At 74.3% G+C, this 21,993-nt stretch carries 22 protein-coding genes and 1 pseudogene; 13 read left to right on the plus strand and 10 right to left on the minus strand.

Translation table 11 applies throughout. The features are described 5' to 3' along the window. Positions 1-43 precede the first annotated feature (43 nt). Positions 44-706 (minus strand): DUF3000 domain-containing protein, encoded by a 663-nt coding sequence (locus P3T27_RS13655; protein ID WP_280677939.1) that lies wholly within the window; start codon positions 704-706, stop codon positions 44-46. A gap of 182 nt (positions 707-888) precedes the next feature. Here P3T27_RS13655 and hemE point away from each other — a divergent pair, with 182 nt between their 5' ends. After that, complete coding sequence (hemE, locus tag P3T27_RS13660; protein WP_280678311.1) at positions 889-1,956, plus strand: uroporphyrinogen decarboxylase; 1,068 nt, start codon at positions 889-891, stop codon at positions 1,954-1,956. 46 nt (positions 1,957-2,002) lie between these two features. On the opposite strand, the gene P3T27_RS13665 is transcribed toward hemE, so the two are convergent. Together P3T27_RS13665 and P3T27_RS13670 are read right to left on the minus strand one after the other, a co-directional pair. Continuing rightward, positions 2,003-2,299 (minus strand): hypothetical protein, encoded by a 297-nt coding sequence (locus P3T27_RS13665; protein WP_280677941.1) that lies wholly within the window; start codon positions 2,297-2,299, stop codon positions 2,003-2,005. Between the two features lie 115 nt (positions 2,300-2,414). Then, entirely contained in the window at positions 2,415-2,855 is a 441-nt protein-coding gene (locus tag P3T27_RS13670) for a DUF523 domain-containing protein (RefSeq protein ID WP_280677943.1), read from the minus strand. A gap of 55 nt (positions 2,856-2,910) precedes the next feature. Here P3T27_RS13670 and P3T27_RS13675 point away from each other — a divergent pair, with 55 nt between their 5' ends. The 3 genes from P3T27_RS13675 to hemQ are packed head-to-tail and all read left to right on the plus strand — an operon-like array spanning position 2,911 to position 5,685. Continuing rightward, positions 2,911-3,489, plus strand: coding sequence for a Uma2 family endonuclease (locus P3T27_RS13675; protein WP_280677945.1), 579 nt, complete (start codon positions 2,911-2,913; stop codon positions 3,487-3,489). A gap of 34 nt (positions 3,490-3,523) precedes the next feature. Continuing rightward, complete coding sequence (hemG, locus tag P3T27_RS13680; RefSeq protein WP_280677947.1) at positions 3,524-4,954, plus strand: protoporphyrinogen oxidase; 1,431 nt, start codon at positions 3,524-3,526, stop codon at positions 4,952-4,954. Then, positions 4,951-5,685 carry a hydrogen peroxide-dependent heme synthase gene (hemQ, locus tag P3T27_RS13685; RefSeq protein ID WP_280677949.1) on the plus strand — a complete coding sequence of 245 codons (735 nt, stop codon included), beginning with the start codon at positions 4,951-4,953 and terminating at the stop codon, positions 5,683-5,685. Before hemG ends, hemQ begins: the two co-directional genes overlap by 4 nt. A 99-nt stretch (positions 5,686-5,784) precedes the next feature. Here the strand turns inward: hemQ and P3T27_RS13690 are convergent, their stop codons facing one another. The 3 genes and pseudogenes from P3T27_RS13690 to P3T27_RS13700 all read right to left on the minus strand — a co-directional run bounded on the left by P3T27_RS13690 (position 5,785) and on the right by P3T27_RS13700 (position 9,175). Beyond that, positions 5,785-6,567, minus strand: a complete 783-nt coding sequence (locus tag P3T27_RS13690; protein WP_280677951.1) for a TIGR04222 domain-containing membrane protein — start codon at positions 6,565-6,567, stop codon at positions 5,785-5,787. Positions 6,568-6,636: 69 nt separating this feature from the next. Next, positions 6,637-7,728 carry a TIGR04222 domain-containing membrane protein gene (locus P3T27_RS13695; RefSeq protein ID WP_280677953.1) on the minus strand — a complete coding sequence of 364 codons (1,092 nt, stop codon included), beginning with the start codon at positions 7,726-7,728 and terminating at the stop codon, positions 6,637-6,639. A 38-nt stretch (positions 7,729-7,766) separates the two neighbouring features. After that, positions 7,767-9,175 (minus strand): annotated as a pseudogene (locus P3T27_RS13700) (DUF692 domain-containing protein). Between the two features lie 279 nt (positions 9,176-9,454). Here P3T27_RS13700 and P3T27_RS13705 point away from each other — a divergent pair. From P3T27_RS13705 to P3T27_RS13740, 8 genes are all read left to right on the plus strand, one after another. After that, on the plus strand, positions 9,455-10,387 hold the full coding sequence (locus tag P3T27_RS13705) for a GNAT family N-acetyltransferase (RefSeq protein ID WP_280677955.1): 933 nt from the start codon (positions 9,455-9,457) through the stop codon (positions 10,385-10,387). A 200-nt stretch (positions 10,388-10,587) separates the two neighbouring features. Continuing rightward, positions 10,588-11,334: a hypothetical protein gene (locus P3T27_RS13710; RefSeq protein ID WP_280677957.1), complete on the plus strand. Its 747-nt coding sequence runs from the start codon at positions 10,588-10,590 to the stop codon at positions 11,332-11,334. Positions 11,335-11,551: 217 nt separating this feature from the next. Then, complete coding sequence (locus P3T27_RS13715; RefSeq protein WP_280677959.1) at positions 11,552-12,565, plus strand: MBL fold metallo-hydrolase; 1,014 nt, start codon at positions 11,552-11,554, stop codon at positions 12,563-12,565. Between the two features lie 108 nt (positions 12,566-12,673). Next, entirely contained in the window at positions 12,674-14,527 is a 1,854-nt protein-coding gene (locus P3T27_RS13720) for an ATP-binding protein (protein ID WP_280677961.1), read from the plus strand. Continuing rightward, positions 14,524-14,955 carry a roadblock/LC7 domain-containing protein gene (locus P3T27_RS13725; RefSeq protein ID WP_280677963.1) on the plus strand — a complete coding sequence of 144 codons (432 nt, stop codon included), beginning with the start codon at positions 14,524-14,526 and terminating at the stop codon, positions 14,953-14,955. Before P3T27_RS13720 ends, P3T27_RS13725 begins: the two co-directional genes overlap by 4 nt. Next, positions 14,952-15,305, plus strand: a complete 354-nt coding sequence (locus P3T27_RS13730) for a DUF742 domain-containing protein (RefSeq protein WP_280677965.1) — start codon at positions 14,952-14,954, stop codon at positions 15,303-15,305. Before P3T27_RS13725 ends, P3T27_RS13730 begins: the two co-directional genes overlap by 4 nt. A 55-nt stretch (positions 15,306-15,360) precedes the next feature. After that, positions 15,361-15,969 carry an ATP/GTP-binding protein gene (locus tag P3T27_RS13735; protein ID WP_280678313.1) on the plus strand — a complete coding sequence of 203 codons (609 nt, stop codon included), beginning with the start codon at positions 15,361-15,363 and terminating at the stop codon, positions 15,967-15,969. After that, positions 15,966-17,159 carry a cytochrome P450 gene (locus tag P3T27_RS13740; RefSeq protein ID WP_280677967.1) on the plus strand — a complete coding sequence of 398 codons (1,194 nt, stop codon included), beginning with the start codon at positions 15,966-15,968 and terminating at the stop codon, positions 17,157-17,159. Before P3T27_RS13735 ends, P3T27_RS13740 begins: the two co-directional genes overlap by 4 nt. A 69-nt stretch (positions 17,160-17,228) precedes the next feature. Here the strand turns inward: P3T27_RS13740 and msrB are convergent, their stop codons facing one another. From msrB to P3T27_RS13760, 4 genes are all read right to left on the minus strand, one after another. Next, the gene (msrB, locus tag P3T27_RS13745; RefSeq protein WP_280677969.1) at positions 17,229-17,633 is read right to left on the minus strand and encodes a peptide-methionine (R)-S-oxide reductase MsrB; all 405 of its coding nucleotides are present in this window, start codon (positions 17,631-17,633) and stop codon (positions 17,229-17,231) included. Positions 17,634-17,655: 22 nt separating this feature from the next. Further along, positions 17,656-19,065, minus strand: coding sequence for a UDP-N-acetylmuramate--L-alanine ligase (gene murC, locus P3T27_RS13750; protein WP_280678315.1), 1,410 nt, complete (start codon positions 19,063-19,065; stop codon positions 17,656-17,658). A 212-nt stretch (positions 19,066-19,277) separates the two neighbouring features. Next, a complete protein-coding gene (locus tag P3T27_RS13755; RefSeq protein ID WP_280677971.1) occupies positions 19,278-19,739 on the minus strand; it encodes an indole-3-glycerol phosphate synthase in 462 nt (153 codons plus the stop codon). Positions 19,740-19,894: 155 nt separating this feature from the next. Further along, a complete protein-coding gene (locus P3T27_RS13760) occupies positions 19,895-20,662 on the minus strand; it encodes a pyrimidine reductase family protein (protein ID WP_280677973.1) in 768 nt (255 codons plus the stop codon). Positions 20,663-20,764: 102 nt separating this feature from the next. Here P3T27_RS13760 and zapE point away from each other — a divergent pair, with 102 nt between their 5' ends. Continuing rightward, entirely contained in the window at positions 20,765-21,811 is a 1,047-nt protein-coding gene (gene zapE, locus P3T27_RS13765; RefSeq protein WP_280678317.1) for a cell division protein ZapE, read from the plus strand. Positions 21,812-21,993: the final 182 nt, after the last annotated feature.

Consider the following 21,993-nt stretch of genomic DNA (forward strand, 5'->3'; position numbering starts at 1 on the left):
GGCGCGCGGGCCGACCGGTGCCGCCCGGCCCGCGCGCCACTCCTCAGTGCGAACGCGGACGCCGCCGCGCGGGCATCGGGACCACCCCACCGAGTGACGGCACGTCGGCCGGCGCCTGCGGGGCCGGCGCGGCCGGCGGCAGACCGGCGCTGATGCACAGCAGATCCCCCCAGGCCGCCAGGTGCCGCTCGAACCGGCCGTCGGCCGGCGTCCAGGAGGCCCGGATCTCGATCTCGGTCGAGGACGGACGCTCCGCCAGCGCGCCGAAGTACTGCGAGGCGCAGTGGGTCACCGTGCCGGACGGCTCCGCGTACCCGGCGCCGTGCGCCTGCAGCGCGTCCAGCAGCCAGGCCCAGCCGACCTCCGACAGCATCGGGTCGCCGGCCATCTCCGGCTCCAGCTCCGCCCGGGTCATCGTCACCACGCGGAAGTCCCCGTTCCAGGCCTCCTGCCCGGCCGGGTCGTACAGCAGCACCAGCCGGCCGTCCGCCAACTCCTCGCCGTCCACCTCCACCGAGGCGGTCACCGCGAAGGCATGCGGGGCGAGCCGGCGCGGGGCCGGCGCGGGAGAGAGCTGGATCTCGGGCCGCAGCCGTGCTCCGTCGAGGGCCTCCAGGGCGGCCCGGAACTCGCTCGGCGCCCCCTCCCGACCTGTTCCGCCACCTGCTCCGCCACCCTGCGCGGGGTGCCCGCCGACCGCTGCCATGACCCGAAGACTAGGTCGAAAGCTTCGGTTAACGCCGCAACTTCCGTCCGAGCGGCGTGCCGGAACGGCAAACCCGGTCAGATCTTGGAGGAACCCACGAGACCGGCCGGGAAAGCCGCCCCGAGGCGCATGCGAAGATTTGAACCGTGAGCGAGACTACGGCAGACACCACGGCGGCCACCATCGACGGCCCGCCCACCCCCGCGCGCCGCGGCGCCGCGCACGACTCCGCGTTCCTGCGCGCCTGCCGGCACGAGCCGGTGCCGCACACCCCGGTGTGGTTCATGCGCCAGGCCGGCCGCTCGCTGCCCGAGTACCTGAAGGTCCGCGAGGGCATCCCCATGCTGGAGTCCTGCATGCGGCCCGAGCTGGTCAAGGAGATCACCCTGCAGCCGGTGCGCCGGCACCAGGTGGACGCGGCGATCTTCTTCAGCGACATCGTGGTGCCGCTCAAGGCCGTCGGCATCGACGTCGACATCAAGCCCGGCATCGGCCCGGTCATCGCCGACCCGATCCGCACCGCCGAGGACCTCAAGCGGCTGCGCCCGCTGGAGCCCGACGACGTCCCCTACATCACCGAGGCCGTCGGCCTGCTGGTGGACGAGCTCGGCACCACCCCGCTGATCGGCTTCGCCGGCGCCCCGTACACCCTGGCCAGCTACCTGATCGAGGGCGGGCCGTCCAAGAACCACGAGAACACCAAGGCCATGATGTACGGGCAGCCCGAGCTGTGGGCCGCCCTGGTCGACCGGCTCGCCGACATCACCTCCGCCTTCCTGAAGGTGCAGATCGAGGCCGGCGCCTCGGCCGTCCAGCTCTTCGACTCCTGGGTCGGCGCGCTCGCCCCCGACGACTACCGCCGCTCGGTCATGCCGTCCAGCACCAAGGTGTTCGACGCCGTCGCCCACTACGGCGTGCCGCGGATCCACTTCGGCGTCGGGACCGGCGAGCTGCTCGGCCTGATGGGCCAGGCCGGCGCGGACATCGTCGGCGTCGACTGGCGAGTGCCGCTGAACGTCGCCGCCGAGCGGGTCGGCCCCGGCAAGGGCCTGCAGGGCAACCTCGACCCGGCCGTGCTGTACGCCCCCACCAAGGTCGTCGAGACCAAGGCCCGCGAGGTCCTGCACGCCGCCCAGGCGCTCGGCACCAGCGGCCACATCTTCAACCTCGGCCACGGCGTCCTGCCGTCCATGGACCCGGACGCGCTCTCCCGTCTCGTCGCCTTCGTCCACGAGGCCAGCGCCCGCTGACGGCCCCCTGGCGGCGGCCCCCGGTCCGGGGCCGCCACCGGCGCGGTCAGTCCTCGTCCGGTTCCTCCGGGCCGGGCTCCGGGGGCAGCGCGGCCGCCGGGCGGCGCCGGCGCCACACCCGGTACACCAGCGCCGCCGGGACGCCCAGCACCAGCAGGAACGGTGCCACCGCCGCGGCGGCGTTCGGCGCTGCCGCGGGCGCGGCCGGTGCTGCGGCGTCCGCCTTCCCCGCCGCCGAGCCGGCCGACGCATCCCGCTCGGCCCCCGCGCCGCACCCCCCGAGCAGCAGGACGGCCACCGCCACCGCCGCCGACGCCCCTGCTCCCGCTCTTCGTCCCCTCATCGGGCCCTCCCCAAGTCCGTTGGCAGATCTCCTCATTGGACGAGAGGGCGGGCCGAACGGACCCCACCGGGAGATCGCGACTCGAGCACGGCTCGGCGGCGGGCCGGACACGCCGCTACCCGGTCGCGACCTCGATCCCCGCCCGCCGCAGCAGCGCCGCCGTCACCCCGTCCCCGGGGCGCAGCTCCCCGGTGAACGTCCCGTCGTACACCCGGCCGCAGCCGCAGGACGGGCTGCGCGCCATCAGCAGCGCCCGCCGCGCTCCCGCCGCCTCGGCCGCCGCCAGCGCCGCCCGGGCTCCGGCCACGAACTCCGCCGTGCAGTCGGCCCCCGTCGCGTCCACCACCCGCGCCCGCCCGTCCAGCACGTCCGCCCCGTCCCCGCCCACGATCTCCGCCGGGGGCCGCGGCGTCGGCAACCCGCCCGCCCCCTCCGGACACACCACGACGGCCCGCCCCTCCTCGACCAGCCGCACGGCGCCCGGGGAGGTCTTCGCCCGTCCGTCGTACCGGCACGGCACCCCGGCCAGACACGCACTCACCACGATAGGTTCCACAGCGCACAGCCTAAGCAGTGGCTCTCCGCGCCTCGCAAATCGCTATCTTCGGACCATGCGTGAGCTGCCGGACTGGATGTACGCGCCCAGGGACGAGGGCTGGTTGGCCGATGACCTCGACCACCTGCCGCAGGCACCGCGGCACACCGAACTGATCGATGGAGCCCTGGTCTTCATGATGTCGCCCCGGCGTTCCTGGCACAGCCGGACGGTGACGAGGCTGACCACCGCCCTGGAGGATCTGGCACCGGCGGGGTCGCTGGTCGATCGCGAGATGACGATCAAGCCGGATCGGCGCAATCGCCCGGAGCCGGACGTGGTGGTCACCACCGTTGCCTACGACGCCGATCGCACCTGGTTCGCTCCGGCCGACGTCACGCTCGTGGTCGAGGTCGTCTCCCCGGAGTCCGCGCACCGGGACCGTACGGTCAAGCTTCGCAAGTACGCCGAGGCCGGGATCCCGCACTACTGGATCGTCGAGGAGGACGGCCTGCCGGTCGTGCACGTCTACGAGTTGGATGTTCCGACCTCCACCTACGCACCCGCCGGGATCTTCCGGGGCGTGCTGGAGCGGCCGGTGCCGTTCCCGATCACGATCGACCTGGACAGCCTGGTGCCGAAGCGGGCGGGTTGAGGCCTGCGTGTAAAGACCTGCGAGACTGCGAGGCATGTCGGATGCACAGGTCGTCGTCGTCGGTGGTGGGATCGCGGGGCTGGCCGCGGCCGCTTTTCTGAGCGGGGCCGCCGGGGGGCCGGTGCGGGCGCGGGTGACGCTGCTGGAGGCGTCGGAGCGGGTCGGCGGAAAGCTGTGGGGCGGCGAGGTCGGCGGGGTCCGGGTGGACCTGGGGGCCGAGTCGATGCTGGCGCGGCGGCCGGAGGCGGTGGAGCTGGCGCGGGCGGTCGGACTGGCGGAGCAGCTGGAGCCGCCGACCACCGCGAAGGCGTCGATCTGGACCCGGGGGGCGCTGCGCCCGCTGCCGGGCGGGCAGGTGATGGGCGTCCCGGGCGATCTGGACGCGCTGGCGGCCTCCGGGGTGCTCACCGCCGAGGGGCTGGAGCGGGCCCGGCACGAGGGCGCCACCGAGGTCGGGGACGACGTGGCGATCGGCCGCTACGTCGCCGACCGGCTGGGGCAGGAGGTGGTGGACCGGCTGGTCGAGCCGCTGCTGGGCGGCGTCTACGCCGGGCGGGCCGACGAGATCTCGCTGCGCGCCGCCGTACCGCAGCTGCTGTCGATCGCCCGCGGCGGCGGTTCGCTGGTCGAGGGGGTGCACGAGCTGGCCTCGCGGCCGAAGGTGGTCGGCACCCCGGTGTTCCAGGGCCTGCACGGCGGCCTCGGCACCCTGCCGGAGGCCGTCGCCGCAGCCTGCGTGAAGGCGGGCGTGGACCTGCGCACGAACGCGCCGGTGGACGAGCTGCGCCGCACCCCCGAGGGCTGGCGGGTGGTGACCGGCGGCGAGGTGCTGCACGCGGACGCCGTGGTGCTGGCCGCCCCGGCCCCGGCCGCGGCCCGGCTGCTGCGCGCGGACGCGCCGACGACGGCCGCCGAGCTGGACACCGTCGAGTACGCGGGTATGGCGCTGGTGACCCTGGCGTTCCGCCGGGCCGACCTGGCCGAGGTGCCGGTCGGCAGCGGGTTCCTGGTGCCGCCGGTGGACGGGCGGCGGATCAAGGCGTCGACGTTCTCCTCCAACAAGTGGGGCTGGCTGGAGCGTTCCGCCCCGGACGCGTTCCTGCTGCGCACCTCGCTGGGCCGCTACCGCGAGGAGGAGGCGCTGGAGCTGCCGGACGAGGAACTGGTGGCCCGCTCGCTGGCGGACCTCGGGGAGGCGATCGGCCTGACCGCCCGGCCGTACGACACCGCCGTCTCACGCTTCCGGGCCGGTCTGCCGCAGTACCCGGTGGGCCACCTGGACCGGGTGGCCCGGGTGCGGGCGGCGGCGGCCCGGGTGGGGGGACTGGCGCTGTGCGGCGCCGCGTACGACGGGGTGGGCATTCCGGCCTGCATCGGCTCGGCGGCCGCCGCGGTGGCCGCCCTCGACAAACTGTTGGCCCCGGCGACCGGGGAAGGTTCCACGGAGAGGACAATGGGCGCATGACTGAGACCGTTGAGCGGCAGCCGGAGCAGCCGGAGCAGCAGCCCGAGAAGAAGAAGGCGCGCGACCTGAACCAGGTCATCCGCTACACCATGTGGTCGGTGTTCAAGCTCAAGGGCGCGCTGCCCGAGGACCGCAGCGCCCTGGCCGCCGAGGTGGACGAGCTGTTCGCCCAGCTGGCCGCGAAGGACGTCACGGTGCGCGGCACGTACGACGTGTCCGGGCTGCGCGCGGACGCCGACATCCTGGTGTGGTGGCACGCCGGCGACTCGGACGACCTGCAGGAGGCGTACAACCGCTTCCGCCGCACCGGCCTGGGCCGCCAGCTGGAGCCGGTCTGGTCGAACATGGCGCTGCACCGCCCCGCCGAGTTCAACAAGTCGCACATCCCGGCGTTCCTCGCCGACGAGCGCGCGCGCGACTACGTCTGCGTGTACCCGTTCGTCCGCTCCTACGAGTGGTACCTGCTGCCGGACGCCGAGCGGCGCGCGATGCTCGCCGAGCACGGTCAGATGGCCCGCGGCTACCCGGACGTGCGGGCCAACACGGTGGCCTCGTTCGCGCTCGGCGACTACGAGTGGCTGCTCGCCTTCGAGGCTGACGAGCTGCACCGCATCGTCGACCTGATGCGCGACCTGCGCCCCTCCCGGGCCCGGCTGCACGTCCGCGAGGAGGTGCCGTTCTTCACCGGCCGCCGCAAGCCGGTCAGCGAGCTGCTGAACGGCCTGGCCTGACCACTTCGGGGCCGGAGAACGGGGTCCGCTTCGGCGGGCCCCGTTCCGTTTGTCACGTCCGGTGCGTCTGGCGCGTCCGGTGCGTCCGGCGCGGCGCCGTCACGTCCGGTGCGGGCGGAGGGCGGCGCGCAGGCGGGCGTCGGGGAGGACGGCGGGGCCGTTCATGGCGACGGCGGTGAGCAGTTCGCGCTCCTCGTCGTCGGCGAGGCCGCGCTGGCGGGCCGGGCGGACCTCGCGCAGCACCTCCTGGCCGACCGGGGACGCCCAGCGGGTGTACGGGTAGACGTCGACCCGGGCCATCAGCAGGGTGCCCGAGGTGAGCACCAGCGGCAGGGAGAACCAGGCGAGCGGGGCGAGGGCGTCACCGCCGGTGAAGCCGCTGAGGGCCAGCGCGGCGGCCAGCAGGAGCAGCGACAGCAGCAGCGCGTGCCGCACCTGCCGGACCACCAGGACGGTGCTGCGCTGGATCAGGGCCGGGGTGGCCAGGCCGGCCAGCGAGAGCCGGGCGCCGATCTCCAGGACGGTCGGGTGCTCGGCCATCGCCCGGCGCAGCTCGTCGGTGCGGCACTGGCCGTCGGGGCCGACGGTGGTGATGATCGCGCGTTCCAGGCGGCTGCGGCCCTTGGGGTCGACCACCGTGGTCCAGCCGGTGTGCGCCAGGTGCAGCCGGCCCCGGCCGGCCATCAGGACGAGGGCGAGTTCGACCACCCGGCCCGGGCCGCCGGCCAGGTAGGCCGTCTCGTACAGGCCGATCCCGACGGCCTCCGGCGGCCGCAGCCCGTCCGCCTCGGCCAGGGCGTCGGCGGCGGCGGTCGTCCGGACCAGCCGGATGCAGGACAGGACCGCGGCGACGCACGCCGGTATCAGGAACAGCAACCACATGGGCTTGTTGTATGCCTGGGCCGATGGCGCGGGGAACGGCTTACCGGACCGCGATACCGAACTGTGACGTCAGGAGCCGCAGCCGCCGCCACCGCAGCTCGACCCGCAACTCGACGAGGACGAGCCGCAACTGGAGGACGAGGACCCGCAGCTGGAGGACGAGGAGCCGCAACTGCTGGAGCTGGAGCCGCAGCTGCTGCCGCTTCCGCCGCAGGAGTGGGAGTGGGAGCCGGAACCGGAGTCGGAGGAGCCGCACCAGGCCGCGGAGCCGCCCCCGCAGGAGGAACCGGAGGAGCTGGAGCAGCTGGACGAGCCGGACGAGGAGGAGCTCGTCGAGGAGGAGTAGGCACTCGCGGCGGCCGACTTCACCGCCTCCTCCTGGGCGGCCGCCAGCATCACCTCCTGCAGTTCGTCGTTCTCCAGCCCGGCGGCGGCCAACCCGCCGAGCGCGAGGGCGCCCAGCAGCGCGCCGCCCGTCATCTTCGGCGACAGGCCGGCGCTCGGCGTCCACGGCGAGCCGACCGTCATCAGGGAGAGCTGGCGCTGCCCGGCCGGGGTGATCCGGCCCTTGACCGTCGGGGTGACGAGCAGGCTGACCACGCCGATGAACAGGAGCAGCAGCGGGATCCACACCGCGGGCCGGTCGGAGCCGGCGCCGCCGTCGTCCAGCACGTAGGCGAGGACGGTGAAGACGACCACGCCGAGCAGCGCGAGCCAGAGCAGGCGCCGGGCGGTGCGGGCCCGCCGCAGCCGCTCGGGCCGGCGCAGCAGACCGCGGTCGGCGAGCCGGTCGCCGATCTCCTGCACGGCGGCGGAGCGCATCACGGCGCGGCGCAGCGGGGCGAGTTCACGGCTGCCGCCCGGGCCGACGGCCTCCAGGATGGCCTGGTCGACGGCGTCGTACGGCTTGTGGCCGATGAGGGTGACCAGGCCGGCGCGGTTGATCACGGCCCGCTCGGCCAGGTGCATCCGGACCAGGGCGGTGTCGAACACCCGGCCCGGGCCGCCGGACAGGAACGCGGTGTCCATCAGCGGCAGGCCGCGGCCGGGCAGGCCCCGGGCGTACCGGACGTGACCGATCCGCTGCCTGGTCCGGGTCGCGTACAGGGCGGCCGCCGCCAGCAGGACGGCGGGGATGACGAAGTAACTGTTGTGCCACATGGGCGGGTTCCCCCGAGGTGTGCGGTGAAGGCGGGTACTCAGCGCCGCAGGGCCTGGCGCAGACGGGCGAGCGGGCCGGTCGGCCGCTCGGGGGCCGGGTGGAGCCACTGCTCCAGGGCCCGGCGGCGGTCGGCGGCGAGTGGGCCGTCGTCGGCCAGCGCCCAGGCGGCGAAGGCCCGGGCGTCGGCGCGGTAGCCGCCGGTCTGCGGGTGCCGGCGGGCGTAGCCGAGGAACAGCGGCCCGTACTGCGGGCCGAGCAGGCGGGGCAGGTCGGGGGCCACCTTGGCGACGGTGTCCCGTCGTTTGGTGGCCAGGCCGGTGGACTGGGCGCGGACCTGGTCCGGGTCGAAGCCGGGCGGGACGGGGCCGCCGGCCACCAGGGCGGCCAGCAGCTCCTGCTGGCGCCGTGCCAGCCGGGCGCGGGCTGCGCCGGTCGCGCACTCGCCTCCGGGGCGCTCGGCCCCGGTGCCGGCGGCGGCACCGGCGGGCCCGTTCGGTTCGACGCGGGTGGTCAGGTCGCTCATCCGCGGGTGCTCCCCTCCAGCACCCGGCGGATGGCGTCCAGTTCACCGGCCAGCTCGGTGGGCGGCGGGAAGGCGGCGTCCCGTTCCAGCAGGACGCCGGGTGGTGCGATCCGCGCGCAGAGTTCGGCCAGGACGTCCAGCACCGGTTCGGTGACGGGGTGGGCGTGCGTGTCGTGCCAGACGCCGTCGATCAGGGTGCCGCCCGCCACGTGGACGTAGGCGAGCGCCTCTAGCGGCAGGCGGTCGAGTTCGGCGGCCGGGTCGACGCCGAGGTTGACCCGGTTGGTGTGCAGGTTGGCGACGTCGATCAGCAGCCGGACGCCGGTGCGCTCGACCAGTTCGGCGAGGAACTGCCCCTCGGTCAGTTCGTCGTCGGGCCAGGCCAGCTGGGCGGCGATGTTCTCCAGGGCGAGCGGGACCGGGAGCTGGTCCTGGGCGATCCGGACGTTCTCGGCGATGACCCGCAGCGAGTCCCGGGTGCGGGGGACCGGCAGCAGGTGGCCGGCCTCCAGGCCGCCGGCCCGGACGAACGCCAGGTGCTCGGTGACCAGCGGGGATTCGAGTGCGAGCGCCGTCTCCGCGAGCCGGGCGAGCCGGGCGGGGTCGGGCAGGTCGGCGCCGCCGAGGCCGAGCGCGACGCCGTGCGGGACGACGGTGACGCCGCGGGCGCGCAGGACCGTCAGGGACTCGGGCAGGTGGTCGGCGCAGATGTTCTCGGCGACCACCTCGACCCAGTCCAGGCCGGGTTGGCGTTCGACCACGATGTCGATCTCCGCGCGCCAGCCGAGGCCGACACCGAGGCGGTTCGCGGTGGCGCGGTCCGCGGCCGTCCGGTCCGCGGTCGTCCGTTCCGCCGCGGTCCGGTCCGCGGTGGCGGGGCCGGCGGTTGCCCGTGCGGGCAGTTCCAGTGCAGGGGAGGTCATCGGTTCGCCCCCTTCGGAGGGCTGGGTGGGGAGGGCCGTCGGGTGGTGCGGGCGTCGTCGCCAGGACCGCGCGGCCGTGCTGCTGAGGATGTCCCCGGGTGGGGTGGCTGCCAAGCCTCACCCGGTCATCTCAGAGCATTATTTGAGCTTGCCGTCCTGGTGATGAGGGACTTTAGTCCCCGGATCCGGACGTTGCCGCAGGTGGGGTGCCACAACGGCGGGCCCGCCGGCGGAAAATGCGAAGCGGCGGGCGGCCCACTGCGGATAGCGTGCGAATCCATGACTTCGAAGACTTCATTGACAATCCGTGACTTCCGCCCCGACGACGCCGAGGCGGCCGTGGCCGCGCACCGGGCCGGGCGCGCGCACCTGGTGATGACCGCCGAGAACCTGGTCTGGATGAACGACCGGCAGCTGCCCGGCGAGCACTTCCGCACCTTCGTCGCCGAACTGGACGGCCGGGTGGTCGGCTCGGTCCGCTGCGCGGTGGCGGTCGGGACGACGACCGTGGGCGTCGGCTACGCCAACGGCAGCGTGCTGCCCGGGGCCCGGCGGCGCGGCGCGTTCACCGGCCTGCTCGCGGCCGCCGAGCGGCACCTGGCCGAGCACGGCGTGACCGAGGTGCACGGCTGGGTGGACGACGCACCCGGGTCGCTGGCCTTCGCGGCCGCCCGGGGCTTCGTGATCGGGCGGCAGGGCTACTTCTCCGGACGGGACCTGACGCTGCCGCTTCCGCAGGCGCCCGTCCTCCCGGCCGGCGTGGAGCTGCGCCCGGGGAGCGACTGGGCGGACGACCCGCTCCCGCTCTTCGTGATCGACGAGGACGCGAGCCGCGACGAGCCCGGCGAGGTGGTGCTGGACGCCACCGAGTACGAGGACTGGCGGCAGGGCGTCTGGAATCGGCCGGACCTGGACCAGGCGCTGACCACGGTCGCGGTGGTGGACGGCGAACCGGCCGCGTTCACCATCGCGCAGACCGACGGACGGGGCCTGTACTGGTCCGGATTCACCGCCTGCCGTCGGCAGTTCCGCGGGCGGGGCCTGAGCAAGCTGGCCAAGCTGGAGTCGCTGCGGCTGGCCGCGGCGGCCGGCGTCCGGCACGCGTACACCGCGAACGACGCGACCAACGCGCCGATGCTCGCGATCAACGCGTGGCTGGGGTACGAGCGCTGTGCCGGGGAGTTCAAGGGGATCAAGCGGCTTGGCGCCTGAAGTCGCCGTCTGGCAAGTGGATGTGACGGTACGTCGGAATGGGCGGAGCCGGATCGGTTGAGGATATTCCCCGGGAAGGCGGCGGGGAATTGTGTGGGCGGAGGTATTCGGGGCGCGGTAACGGGGGTATTCCGGTCCGTCGGCGGGGACTTACCTGAGGGCACACAGTTCGTGGCCGAGTCTTCCCCCGGGGGAATGATATGGAGATCCTGCTTCAGGTCCTGATCGCCTCGGTTCCGGCCGTGATCGGTTTCCTCGTGGCCCGTTCCCTCGCCCGCACCCGGCTGTTCCTGCAGTACGGCTTCCTCCGGGCCATGCTCGCCCCGTACGGCCGGGTGCAGATCATCACGCCGAGCATCGAGGTCGAGGAGTTCGCCTTCGCCGTGGACGGCTGCCAGCTGACCAGCCGGGGGCCGAAGAACGTGCTGTTCATGCCGATGGCCGAGGCCAGGGCGATAGCGCAGCTGACGGACCTGCTGCGAAAGGTCAACCGGAAGGCGACGATCGAACTGGTCGTGGCCGGCGCGCAGGACCCGCGGATGCCGACCTTCTCGATCGGCGGCCCGGGCGTCAACTCCTACTCCCGGGGCGTCCTGGACGCGGTGTTCCCGGACTTCGGCATCGAGTACCCGGACGAGGCCCGCGCCCGCTGGGGCGGAATGACCTTCGAGTCGCTGTACAACCCGGCCGGGGAGCTGATCCGGGACCACGGTTTCATCTTCGTGACCCGGACGCCCCGGCAGGCGCCGTGCATCGTGCTCTGCGGGGTGTTCGCCTTCGGGTCCGCGATGGCGGTGGAGGCGCTGGCCGCGGCGGGCCGGCAATCTCCGCTGGCGGCGATCTTCCGCTCCGGGGAGAAAGGATTCGTCGCGGTCGAGGGGCGGGTGATCGGCCTGGACCCGGTGGACGTCACGGTCGAGGTCTGCCGGATCCTGCCGACGCTCTGATCCGGGCCCCGCCTTGGTCTCCGCCCCGGCCCCGTCCCGATCGCCGCGCGGGGTGTCCGGGCGTTCCAGGTGTCCACGGACGATCCCGAACATTGAGACGATTGGTCTCGACCACCAGGGGTGAAACCGGACAGCTCGGGAGAGTCTGGGGCAGCAACTCCTGGCGGTCGTACAGGTTTTGCCCCACTCCTGACACGGTATGGGCATAATCGCGCACATGACGATCAACCGTGCGAACGTGAGCGCGATTGCCGAGGACCTGTACGTGTGGCTCCCCCCGAAGCGGGGCTGGGGCCTGGCCAACTGCGGGCTGCTGGCCTCGGCGAAGACCGCGCTCTGGATCGACACCCCCTACGACCCCACCCTGGCCGGGGAGTTCCTGGCCGCCAGCCGCCGCCTGCTGCCGGCCGGGGTCGAGGTCGACCGGGTGATCGTCACCCACGCCAACGGCGACCACCTGTGGGGTGCCGGGGTCGTCCCGGACGCCGAGGTGATCTCCACCCGCGAGGCGCTGGAGCACATCCACTACGAGCCCACCCCGCAGCAGCAGCACGCGCTCGTCGTCGGCGGCGACCCGCACTCCCCGCTCGGCGGCTACCTCAGGGAGCACTTCGGACGGTTCGACTGGTCCGCCACCGCGCCCGTGCACCCGGACACCGTCTTCACCGGCGAGCTGGAGCTGCGAGTGGGGGAGTACCCGGTGCAGGTGACCGGGCTGCCCGCCGCCCACACCGGCGGCGACCTGATCGTCCACCTCCCGTACCAGCGCACCGTGTTCACCGGCGACGTGATCTTCGGCTCGACCCCGGAGTACCCGGGCGACCACCCGGTGCACTGGGCCGGCCCGCTGGAGAACGTGATCGCCGCCTGCGAGCTGGTCCTGGCCACCGGCGCGGAGATCTTCGTCCCCGGCCACGGCCCGGTGCTCGACCGCGACGGCGTCCGCACCCAGATCGCCTACCTGGAGTACGTCCGGGAGCGCGCACACGCCCTGCACACCGCCGGGCTCCCCGCGCTGGACGCCGCCCGGCGGGTGATAGCCGAGCAGCGCCACCCCGAACTCGGCCTGCCCGAGCGCTTGGTGCTCACCGTCGCCGCCGAGTACCGGCACCTGGACGGCACCGAGGTGCCGAACGTCCTGGAGGCCATGAGCGAGGTCGCCCTGGTGGCCCACGAACTGGCCGAGGACGCCGCCCGCATCCCGCGTCCGCGCGCCGCCGCCCGGGACTGACCGTCCGGGACCGACCGACCGCCCGCCGGGCCCGGGCCGGACCGCCACCCGCCCGGCCCCGGCAGCAGCCCACCAGCCAGGACCCCCTGAGGACTCCCGAGGACTTCGATGACGCAGATCGCGCTGGTCGCGCTGATCGCCCTGGCGCTGGTCGCCGCCGCGACGGCGGCCCTGCTCGCCCGCGGCCGGGCCCGGGCCCTCGCCCGGGCGGTCGCCGCCGAGACGGCCCGCGGCCACGGCGAGGAGCGCGCCCGCGCCGCCGAGGGCCGGCTGGCCCGCGCCGAGCAGCAGTTGCGCGAGGCGCAGGAGGCCGCCCGGCGCTCCGTCGAGGAGACCCGCCACGCGGAGGGCCGCTACCGGGCCGCGGAGGAGCGCAGCCGGGAGGCCGAGAGCCGCGGCCGCGCCGCCGAGGACGCCACCCGGGAGGCCGACCAGCGGGCCACCGCCGCGGGCACCCGGGCCGAGGAGGCCGAACGGCGGCTCGCCGCCGCCGAGGCGCACACCGCCGCCCTGCTCGCCGAGATCGGCCACCTCGCCCAGGAACGGGTGGCCGCCACGGCCGTCCGGCTCAGCCACGCCAACGCCCCGCTGGTCGGCCCGCTGGACCCGCAGACCGTCGGCCCCGAGGCGGTCCGGGCGCTGCAGTCCGTCCTGGACGCCACCACCGCCGCCCTCACCGACGAGCGCGAGCGGGTCGACGCCGCCGCCCGCGCCGCCATGCGCGGCGCCACCTCCCGGATCCAGACCCTGCTCTACCAGATCCAGAGCCTGGTCCAGCAGCTCCAGGACGACAACGACGACCCCCGGCTGCTGGAGGTCGACTTCCGCAACGAGGTCGCGCTGCGCCGGATCCAGACCGTCGCCGTGCTCTGCGAGGCCTGGCCGGGCCTGGCCCGCACCGACTCGCCGCTCGCCGAGGTGGTGGTCGGCGCGCTCTCCCGGGTGCCCGGCTACGCCCGGATCAAGGTCGCCAACCACCTGCGGGAGCAGCGGCTCGCCGTGGTCGCCCGGGCCGCCGAGCCGCTGGCCATCACCGTCGCCGAACTCCTCGCCAACGCCTCCGCTTATTCGCATCCGGAGACGGACATCCCGGTCACCGTCCAGCAGGGCGGCCGCGGCGCGCTGGTGATCATCGACGACAGCGGCATCGGCATGGACGACGACCAGCTGCGCCGGGCCCGCCGGCTGCTGGCCGGCCCGCCCGACGTCCTGCTCACCGAACTCGGCAACCCGCCCAAGACCGGCTTCGCCGTGATCGGCAAGCTGGCCCGCCAGTACGGCTTCTCCTGCCACATCGAGCCCTCGCCGTACGGCGGGATGCGCACCCTCCTGCGGATCCCGGCCGCGCTGGTGACGGTCGTCGACGACGAGCAGCAGCTGTCGGTGCTCACCCCGCTGCCGCTGCGGGCCGGTGCCGGCCCGGCCCCCGCGCCCACCGTCCAGGCCGTCCCGCCGATGCGCGACGCCGACGAGGGCGACGGCCCGCCCGCGCTCGCCGACCGGCACAACCAGCCGGGCCCGCACCCCGCGCCCGCCATCCACGTGGTGCCCGACGCGTCGGCCGGCCCCGCCGACCCGGCCGACGACGGCACCGGCCTGCCCAGCCGGCGCCGCCGCCGTCCGCTCCCCGCCGACGGCCCGGGCGCTCCCGAGGCCGCCGCCCGGCCGTCCGCCGGACCGGCCGAGCCGCCGGTCCGGACGCCCGAGCGGGCCGCCGAGCACTGGCAGGCGCTGCAGCAGGGCACCGGCTCCGGCCGGGCCGCCGTGACCCAGGCCGCCCGTGAGACCCGTACGAACGACGAGACCGGTCCGAACGGCGGGACCAGTCCGAACGACGAGACCGGTCCGAACGGCGGGACCGGCGCGACGGGCGAGCCCGGCCCGACCACGGCCGCCCGCGACACCGGTGCCCGCACCACCGGCCGCCCGCCCGCCCCGACCCCTGAAGGAGCCGAGCAGTGAGCAGCACGCCCAGCCCGACCACCACCGACGAGATCTCGTGGGTGCTGACCCCGCTGCTGGAGCTGCCGGGGGTGCTGCACGCGGTCATCGCCACCGGCGACGGCCTCGTCGAGGGCGCCTCGGACGGGCTCGACCGGGCCTCCGCCGAGCGGGTCGCCGCGATGACCGCCACCGTGCACGCCGCCGCCCGCGCGTTCACCAGCGCCTTCACCGGCACCGAGCGGCCCCGGCTGGCCCAGACCGTGGTCGAGTCCGACCTCGGCTACGCCGTCGTCGTCCCGGCCGGGGAGAACACCTCGCTCGCCGTGTTCACCTCCCTGGAGGCCCAACTCGGCAACGTGGCCTACCAGATGCAGGTGCAGGTCGCCGCCCTGGGCCGTGCCCTCGCGAGTCCGACCCGGCAGCCGGACAGCACCGCCCGATCATGACCGCCGTACCCCGCAGGCGGATGGTGCCCGCCTACCTGGCCACCGGCGGCCGCACCCGCCCCGGCACCGCCGGCTTCGACCGGCTCACCGTGCTGTTCGCGGACCGCGCCGAACCGCCGCGCGAACTGGAACCCGAACACCACCGGCTCTGGGAACTGCTGCGCCCCGGCGCGCTGACCGTGGTGGAGGCCGCCGCGCACCTGCGCCTGCCGGTCAGCGCCACCGTCTTCCTCGCGGCCGATCTGGTCGAGGCGGGCTGCCTGCGCGCCCGCGCGCCGATCCCCCGCGCCCAGCAGACCGACCGCTCCATCGTCGAGAGGCTCCTCGTTGGACTCCGTGCGCTCCGGTAGCCCGGCCGACCGGCCGAGCCGGGTGGGCTACCTGCCCGACCGGGACCAGACGCTGATGAAGCTGCTGGTGGCCGGCCCGTTCGGGGTCGGCAAGACCACGCTCATCCGCACCCTCTCCGAGATCGCCACCCTGCACACCGAGGAGGCGATGACCGAGACCGGACGACCGGTGGACGACCTGGCGGGCCTGCCCGAGAAGGCCACCACCACGGTCGCCGTCGACTTCGGCCGGCTGACCCTGCCCGGCAACCTCGTGCTCTACATGTTCGGCACCCCCGGCCAGCGCCGCTTCTTCCCGCTCTGGCAGGACATCGCCCGCGGCGCGCTCGGCGCCCTGGTGCTCGCCGACACCCGCCGGCTCGCCGACTCCTTCGAGATCATGGACATGGTCGAGGAGCAGGGCCTGCCGTACGCCGTCGCCGTCAACTGCTTCCCGGACGCGCCGGGCCACTCGGTCGAGGTGCTGCGCGCCCACCTGGACCTGCACCCCGCCACCCCGCTGCTGCTCTGCGACGCCCGCGAGCGCGGCGCCAGCCTCGACGCGCTGATCGCGCTGGCCGAGCACGTCCTGGACGGCCTGCCCGCCGAGGCCGCCCCCGCCCCTGCCGCTTCCGTGCCGCCCGCCCCCGCCCCTGCCGCTTCCGCCGCCGAGGAGCGCCCGTGACCACCGAGACCCGCCCGACCCCGATCTACGGCCCGGTCTTCGCCGCCGATCCACAGCTGGTCTACGACCGGCTGCGCCGCCACGGCGCGGTCGCCCCGGTGGAGATGGCGCCCGGCGTCGAGGCCCTGCTGGTCACCGACTACCAGGCCGCCCTGGACCTGCTGCGCGACACCGACACCTTCTCCAAGGACTCCCGCGCCTGGCAGCGCACCGTCGCGCCGGACAACCCGCTGCTGCCGGTGCTCGGCTACCGCCCGACCGCCCTGTTCAGCGACGGCGAGGTGCACGCCCGCTACCGCGCGGTGATCACCGACGGCCTCGCCCTGCTCGAACCGCACCGGCTCCAGCGCCGGGTCGCCGAGGTCGCCCACCAGCTGATCGACCGCTTCGAGGCGGCCGGCACCGCCGACCTGATCGCCCAGTACGCCCGCCAGCTGCCCGCCTTCGTCCTCACCACCTGGTTCGGCGTGCCCGAGGAGCACAGCGCCCGACTGGTCGCCGGGATCGCCGGGATGATCGAGTCCACCGAGAAGGCCGTCGTCGCGTACGCGGACCTCGTCGCGGTGGTCACCGCCATGGTCGCCGAGCGGCGCGAGCGGCCCCGGCACGACCTCGCCTCCTGGTTCGTCACCCACCCGGCGGAGCTGGACGACGAGGAGGTGATCCGGCAGATCACCCTCACCATGATCGCCGGGCACGAGCCGACCACCAACCTGATCGGCAACGCCCTGCTGCGCCTGTTCACCGACGCCCGCTACGCCGGCTCCCTCATCGGCGGCGCGATGACCGCCTACCAGGCGATCGACGAGGTGCTCTGGCACGAGCCGCCGCTGGCCAACCTGTCCGCCCACTACCCGCGCTACGACATCACCTTCCACGGTCGGGAGATCCCGGCCGGCACCCTGGTGCTGGTCTCCTACGCGGCCGCCAACTCGCAGGCCGCGCCGCCCACCGACGGCACCGAACTGCGCAGCGGTGAGAGCGCCCACCTGGCCTGGGCGGCCGGCCCGCACGCCTGCCCGGCCCGGGACCCGGCGCTGCTGATCGCGATCACCGCGATCGAACAGCTGACCAGCCGGCTCAGCGACCTCGAACTGGCCACTCCGGCCGAGGACCTGCTCTGGCGCCCCGGCCCCTTCCACCGCGCCCTGGTCCACCTCCCGGTCCGCTTCGCCCCGGTCGCCGGATAGCACGGGACGGCACGGGACCGCACGAAGGCCCGGGCCGCCGGCACGGCTGCCCGGGCCTCCTGTGCCGTCCTACTCGGCCGGCTTCAGCGTCAGCGAGACGCTGTTGATGCAGTAGCGCTGGTCCGTCGGCGTGCCGTAGCCCTCGCCCTCGAACACGTGGCCCAGGTGCCCGCCGCAGCGGGCGCAGCGCACCTCGACCCGGCGCATGCCGAGCGTGGTGTCCTCGATGTACTGGACCCGGTCCCCGGCCAGCGGCGCGTAGTACGACGGCCAGCCGCAGTGGCTGTCGAACTTGGTCTCGGAGCTGAACAGCTCCGCGCCGCAGGCCCGGCAGCCGTAGACGCCGACGGTCTTGGTGTCGGTGTACTCACCGGTGAACGGGCGCTCGGTGCCCGCCTCGCGGAGCACGTGGTACTCCTCGGGGCTCAGCTGCTCCCGCCACTCGGCCTCGGTCTTCTCGATCTCGTAGCTCATCACGGCTCCCGGTCGGGGTACGTCAGACGTTGGAGGCAACGTTCGAGAGGTGCTGCAGGCTTCCCTTGATCTCGTCCAGGACGGCCGGCCCCAGGTTGGTGACGTCGCCCGCGCCCATGGTGAGCAGCAGGTCGCCCGGGCGGGCCAGGCCGGCCAGCAGGGCGGGGGCGGCGGCGAAGGAGTGCTCGGCGGTGACGTCGGCGCCGGCCCGGCGGGCGGCGTCGATGATCAGCTCGCTGGTCACGCCCGGGATCGGGTCCTCGCGGGCCGGGTAGATGTCCAGCACCACCGAGGCGTCGGCCAGCGCCAGCGCCTGGCCCATCTCCTCGGCGAGCTGCTGGGTGCGGCTGAACAGGTGCGGCTGGAAGACCACCAGCACCCGGCCCTCGCCCTCCAGGCCCTCCCGGATCGCCTCCAGGTCGGCGGTCATCTCGGTCGGGTGGTGGGCGTAGGAGTCGATCACCTGGACGCCGCCGGCCTCGCCCTTGAGCTGGAGGCGGCGGCGCACGCCGGTGTAGGCGCCGAGCGCCTTGGCCAGGTCGGCGGCCGGGACGCCCAGCGCGACGCCCGCGGCCAGCGCCGCGACCGCGTTGTGCGCGTAGTGCCGGCCGGGCACCGAGACGGTGAAGACCAGCTCGGCGCCGTCCAGCTCGACGGTGACCTCGCTGGTCATGCCGTGGGCGACCACCGAGCGGACCCGGACGTCGGCGTCCTCGGCGGCGCCGACGGTCACCACGGTGAGGCCCTCGCGGCCGGCCACCCGGGCGGTCAGCTCGCGGGCACCTTCGTGGTCGGCGGAGACCACCAGGGTGCCGCCGGGGGCGATCCGGCCGACGAAGGTCTCGAAGGACTCGTAGATCTCCTCGATCGAGGCGTAGTTGGCGTGGTGGTCCAGTTCCACGTTGAGCACGATCGCCACCTCGGGCTCGTACTTGTGGAAGCTGCGGTCGCTCTCGTCGGCCTCGGCGACGAAGATCTCGCCGACGCCGTGGTGGGCGTTGGAGCCGGGCGCGTCGAGATCGCCGCCGATCGCGTAGGACGGGTCCAGGCCGAGCTCGCCGAGGGCGACGGCGAGCATGCTGGTGGTGGTGGTCTTGCCGTGGGTGCCGGCCACCGCCAGCGCCCGGCGGCCGCCCATCAGCGCGGCCAGCGCGTCGGAGCGGTGCACCACCGGGATGCCGCGGTGGCGGGCGGCGGCCAGCTCCGGGTTGTCGGCGCGGATCGCGCTGGAGACCACCACGCTGCTGGCGCCGTCCGGCACGTGCTCGGCCGCGTGGCCCACGTGCACCGTCGCGCCGAGGGCGCGCAGCGCGAGGACGGTCTCGGACTCCTTGGAGTCGCTGCCGGAGACGCTGGCGCCGCGCACCGCGAGGATCTTCGCCAGGCCGGACATCCCGGCGCCGCCGATGCCGATGAAGTGCGGGGCGTGCAGGTCGTGCGCGGCGTCGTTCAAGGCGGGGCTCCGTAGGGCGATGGGGACCCCTCCTGCCCGGCGGCGGGCGAGGAGGGCGGGACAGATCGGGCGGACGAGAGGGGAATCGTCCTCGCGGGCGGACCGCAAGGACGATTCTGCACCACCGGCCGGGTGACTCAGGGCCTGTCCGGCCGATCCTGCCGGGCCCGCGCGGACCGACCGGACCGGCCCTAGGAGTCGCTGGCGAACAGCCGCAGCACCGGAACCCCCACCTTGTGCCGGGCCTGGGAGGCCCAGTCGCGGTGGAAGAACTCCTCCACGAAGTGCGGGGAGGTGAGCACCACCACCTCGTCCGCCCGGTGTTCCTCGACCGCCGCCCGCAGCCGGTCCAGCGGCTTCTCCTCGACCAGCTCGCCGACCGCCTCGGCCCCGGCCTCGCGCAGGTGGCGCAGGCTGTGTTCGAGCGACTCGGAGGCCACGGTCGGCCCGGTCTCGGACTCGTCGTGCTCGTGCACCATCCTGTCGAGGTGGCCGAGCGCGACGTCGTCCAGCGCCCGCAGCAGCTCGTCCTGCTTGCCGCGCGGCTGCATCAGGACGACGAAGGAGACCTTCTCGTCGCTGTGGAGCGTGGTGACGAGCTCCACGTCCGCGTCGGAGAGAGCCTTTTCGATCATCAGTACCGTCTTGAACACGTGAGTCCCTTCCAGTGGCCGGCCCCCGGGCCCCGGCGTCGGATCCCATGGTGCCCGGGGGAAGCTTTCGCCACGCGTCGCTCGTCCGGGCTCCCCCGGCGCACCGGCCACGCGTGACGAAGGCCCCACTGGGGAACGGGATCGGGACCTGGGGGTCACGGGGTCGGCGGACGCAGGTAGCGGGTGAAGAGGAATCCTTTCTGCTCGATCAATGAGACCAGTCGCATCCGCTGCACGTCAGGCATTTCCGCATCGTGGATGATCCGCGGCGCGTCGCTGCCCGTGATCAGCGGGGCGAGCGACAGGCACAGCTCGTCCAGCAGGCCCGCCGCCGCCAGCTGTCCCAGCAGCCGCGGGCCGCCCTCGCTCAGCAACCGCGTCCAGCCCCGTTCCGCCAGCGCCGACACGCCCGCCCGCAGGTCCACCGACCCCTCGCCGGCGAGCACCAGGTCGGCCACCTCGGCGACCGCCCGGCGGCGCTCCTCGGGGGCGTCCGCGGTGGTGATCACCACCGTCCTGACCAGCGGCGCGGTGAACAGCGGCGCGCTCAGGTCCAGGGTCAGCGAGCGGCTCACGACCGCGATCGCCGGGGCCGGCGCCTGCCCGGCCGCCGCCCGCGCCGCCGCGAACTCGGCCCGCGCCCGGGCCGGCCGGTAGCCCTCCGTGCGGACCGTCTCCGCGCCCACCAGCACCACGTCCGACAGCGCGCGCAGCACACCGAAGATCCGCTTGTCCGCGTCCCCGGACAGGCCCTCCGAGAGGCCGTCCAGCTTCGCCCCGCCGTCCAGGCCGGCCACCATGTTGGCGCGCAGCCAGGGCCGTCCCCGGTTCACCTGGTCGGGGTACGCGTAGACGGCGGCGAGCGACTCCAGCGAGGCCGGGTCGGCGACCGGCTCGCCCAGCGGGCTGATCAACTGTTGCATGCCAACAGTCTTCCACCGGAGGCCGTCCGGAGGGGGGTGGGAGCAGGCGTACCCTCTACTAACGTGCCCGCAGCTCCCCGCCCCGACACCGCGACCGAGTCGATAGCCGCCGCGAGCGCGGCCGGCTCCCCGATCGCGCTCGCCGACCGCCGCCCCGTCGTGCCCGCCGAGCGGCTGGTCGCCGAGATGGTCCCGCCGCCCCGGTTCTCCGACGTGAGCTTCGGGACGTACCTCCCGGACCCGAACCAGCCCAGCCAGTACGAGGCCGTCCAGGTCCTGGAGCAGTTCGCCACCACCCTCGGTGGAGGAAACGGTTCCGCGCCCAAGCGCAGCTGGTTCCGCCGCTCCGCCCCCGCGCCCACCGGCCCGGCCGGCGTCTACCTCGACGGCGGCTACGGCGTCGGCAAGACCCACCTGCTCGCCTCGCTCTGGCACGCCGCGCCCGGTCCCAAGGCCTTCGGCACCTTCGTCGAGCTGACCAACCTGGTCGGCGCCCTCGGCTTCCAGCAGGCCGTCCGGACCCTCTCCGGGCACACGCTGCTGTGCATCGACGAGTTCGAGCTCGACGACCCGGGCGACACCGTCCTGGTCTCCACCCTGCTCGGCCGCCTCGTCGACAACGGCGTCAAGCTGTGCGCCACCTCGAACACCCTGCCGGAGAAGCTCGGTGAGGGCCGCTTCGCCGCCGCCGACTTCCTGCGCGAGATCCAGGGCCTGTCCGCGCACTTCCGCCCGATGCGGATCGACGGCCAGGACTACCGCCACCGCGGCCTCCCGGACGCCCCGCCGCCCTACTCCGACGAGACCGTCGAGGCCGTCGCCGCCCGCACCCCCGGCGCCTCCCTGGACGACTTCGACACCCTCCTCGCCCACCTCTCGGCCGTCCACCCCAGCCGCTACGGCGCCCTGCTCGACGACGTCGCCGCCGTCTGCCTGCGCGGCGTCCGCCAGGTCGACGACCAGTCCACCGCACTGCGCCTGGTCGTCCTCGCCGACCGCATGTACGACCGCGAACTCCCCATCACCGCCTCCGGCCTCCCCTTCGACCAGGTCTTCCCCGAGGACATGCTCCGCGGCGGCTACCGCAAGAAGTACCTCCGCGCCATCTCCCGCCTGGTGGCCCTCGCCCGCGACAGCGCGAAGGCCTGAGCCCGTAACCCGCGACTCCGGTCGGACGTTGCTCCCTCGTGGAACAGAGGGGGGACGCATGGCCGGTGGCGGGTCCGTAGCGGGCTACTCGATCGAGATCGAACCCGAGGTGCGCGAGTGAGCAGCGGCTATCACACGCGGTGGGTCGTGCCGCCGGAGCATCGGGAGAGCGAGGAGTATCG

This window comes from Kitasatospora sp. MAA19 (assembly GCF_029894125.1).
Taxonomy (GTDB): domain Bacteria; phylum Actinomycetota; class Actinomycetes; order Streptomycetales; family Streptomycetaceae; genus Kitasatospora.

What these genes read in the sequence shown, in the direction of transcription:
- P3T27_RS13655 (WP_280677939.1), bottom strand. Translation starts at nt 706, where the DNA reads ATGGCAGCGGTCGGCGGGCACCCCGCGCAGGGTGGCGGAGCAGGTGGC.
- P3T27_RS13665 (WP_280677941.1), bottom strand. Translation starts at nt 2,299, where the DNA reads ATGAGGGGACGAAGAGCGGGAGCAGGGGCGTCGGCGGCGGTGGCGGTG.
- P3T27_RS13675 (WP_280677945.1), top strand. Translation starts at nt 2,911, where the DNA reads ATGCGTGAGCTGCCGGACTGGATGTACGCGCCCAGGGACGAGGGCTGG.
- hemG (WP_280677947.1), top strand. Translation starts at nt 3,524, where the DNA reads ATGTCGGATGCACAGGTCGTCGTCGTCGGTGGTGGGATCGCGGGGCTG.
- hemQ (WP_280677949.1), top strand. Translation starts at nt 4,951, where the DNA reads ATGACTGAGACCGTTGAGCGGCAGCCGGAGCAGCCGGAGCAGCAGCCC.
- P3T27_RS13690 (WP_280677951.1), bottom strand. Translation starts at nt 6,567, where the DNA reads ATGTGGTTGCTGTTCCTGATACCGGCGTGCGTCGCCGCGGTCCTGTCC.
- P3T27_RS13695 (WP_280677953.1), bottom strand. Translation starts at nt 7,728, where the DNA reads ATGTGGCACAACAGTTACTTCGTCATCCCCGCCGTCCTGCTGGCGGCG.
- P3T27_RS13705 (WP_280677955.1), top strand. Translation starts at nt 9,455, where the DNA reads ATGACTTCGAAGACTTCATTGACAATCCGTGACTTCCGCCCCGACGAC.
- P3T27_RS13710 (WP_280677957.1), top strand. Translation starts at nt 10,588, where the DNA reads ATGGAGATCCTGCTTCAGGTCCTGATCGCCTCGGTTCCGGCCGTGATC.
- P3T27_RS13715 (WP_280677959.1), top strand. Translation starts at nt 11,552, where the DNA reads ATGACGATCAACCGTGCGAACGTGAGCGCGATTGCCGAGGACCTGTAC.
- P3T27_RS13720 (WP_280677961.1), top strand. Translation starts at nt 12,674, where the DNA reads ATGACGCAGATCGCGCTGGTCGCGCTGATCGCCCTGGCGCTGGTCGCC.
- P3T27_RS13730 (WP_280677965.1), top strand. Translation starts at nt 14,952, where the DNA reads ATGACCGCCGTACCCCGCAGGCGGATGGTGCCCGCCTACCTGGCCACC.
- P3T27_RS13735 (WP_280678313.1), top strand. Translation starts at nt 15,361, where the DNA reads ATGAAGCTGCTGGTGGCCGGCCCGTTCGGGGTCGGCAAGACCACGCTC.
- msrB (WP_280677969.1), bottom strand. Translation starts at nt 17,633, where the DNA reads ATGAGCTACGAGATCGAGAAGACCGAGGCCGAGTGGCGGGAGCAGCTG.
- P3T27_RS13760 (WP_280677973.1), bottom strand. Translation starts at nt 20,662, where the DNA reads ATGCAACAGTTGATCAGCCCGCTGGGCGAGCCGGTCGCCGACCCGGCC.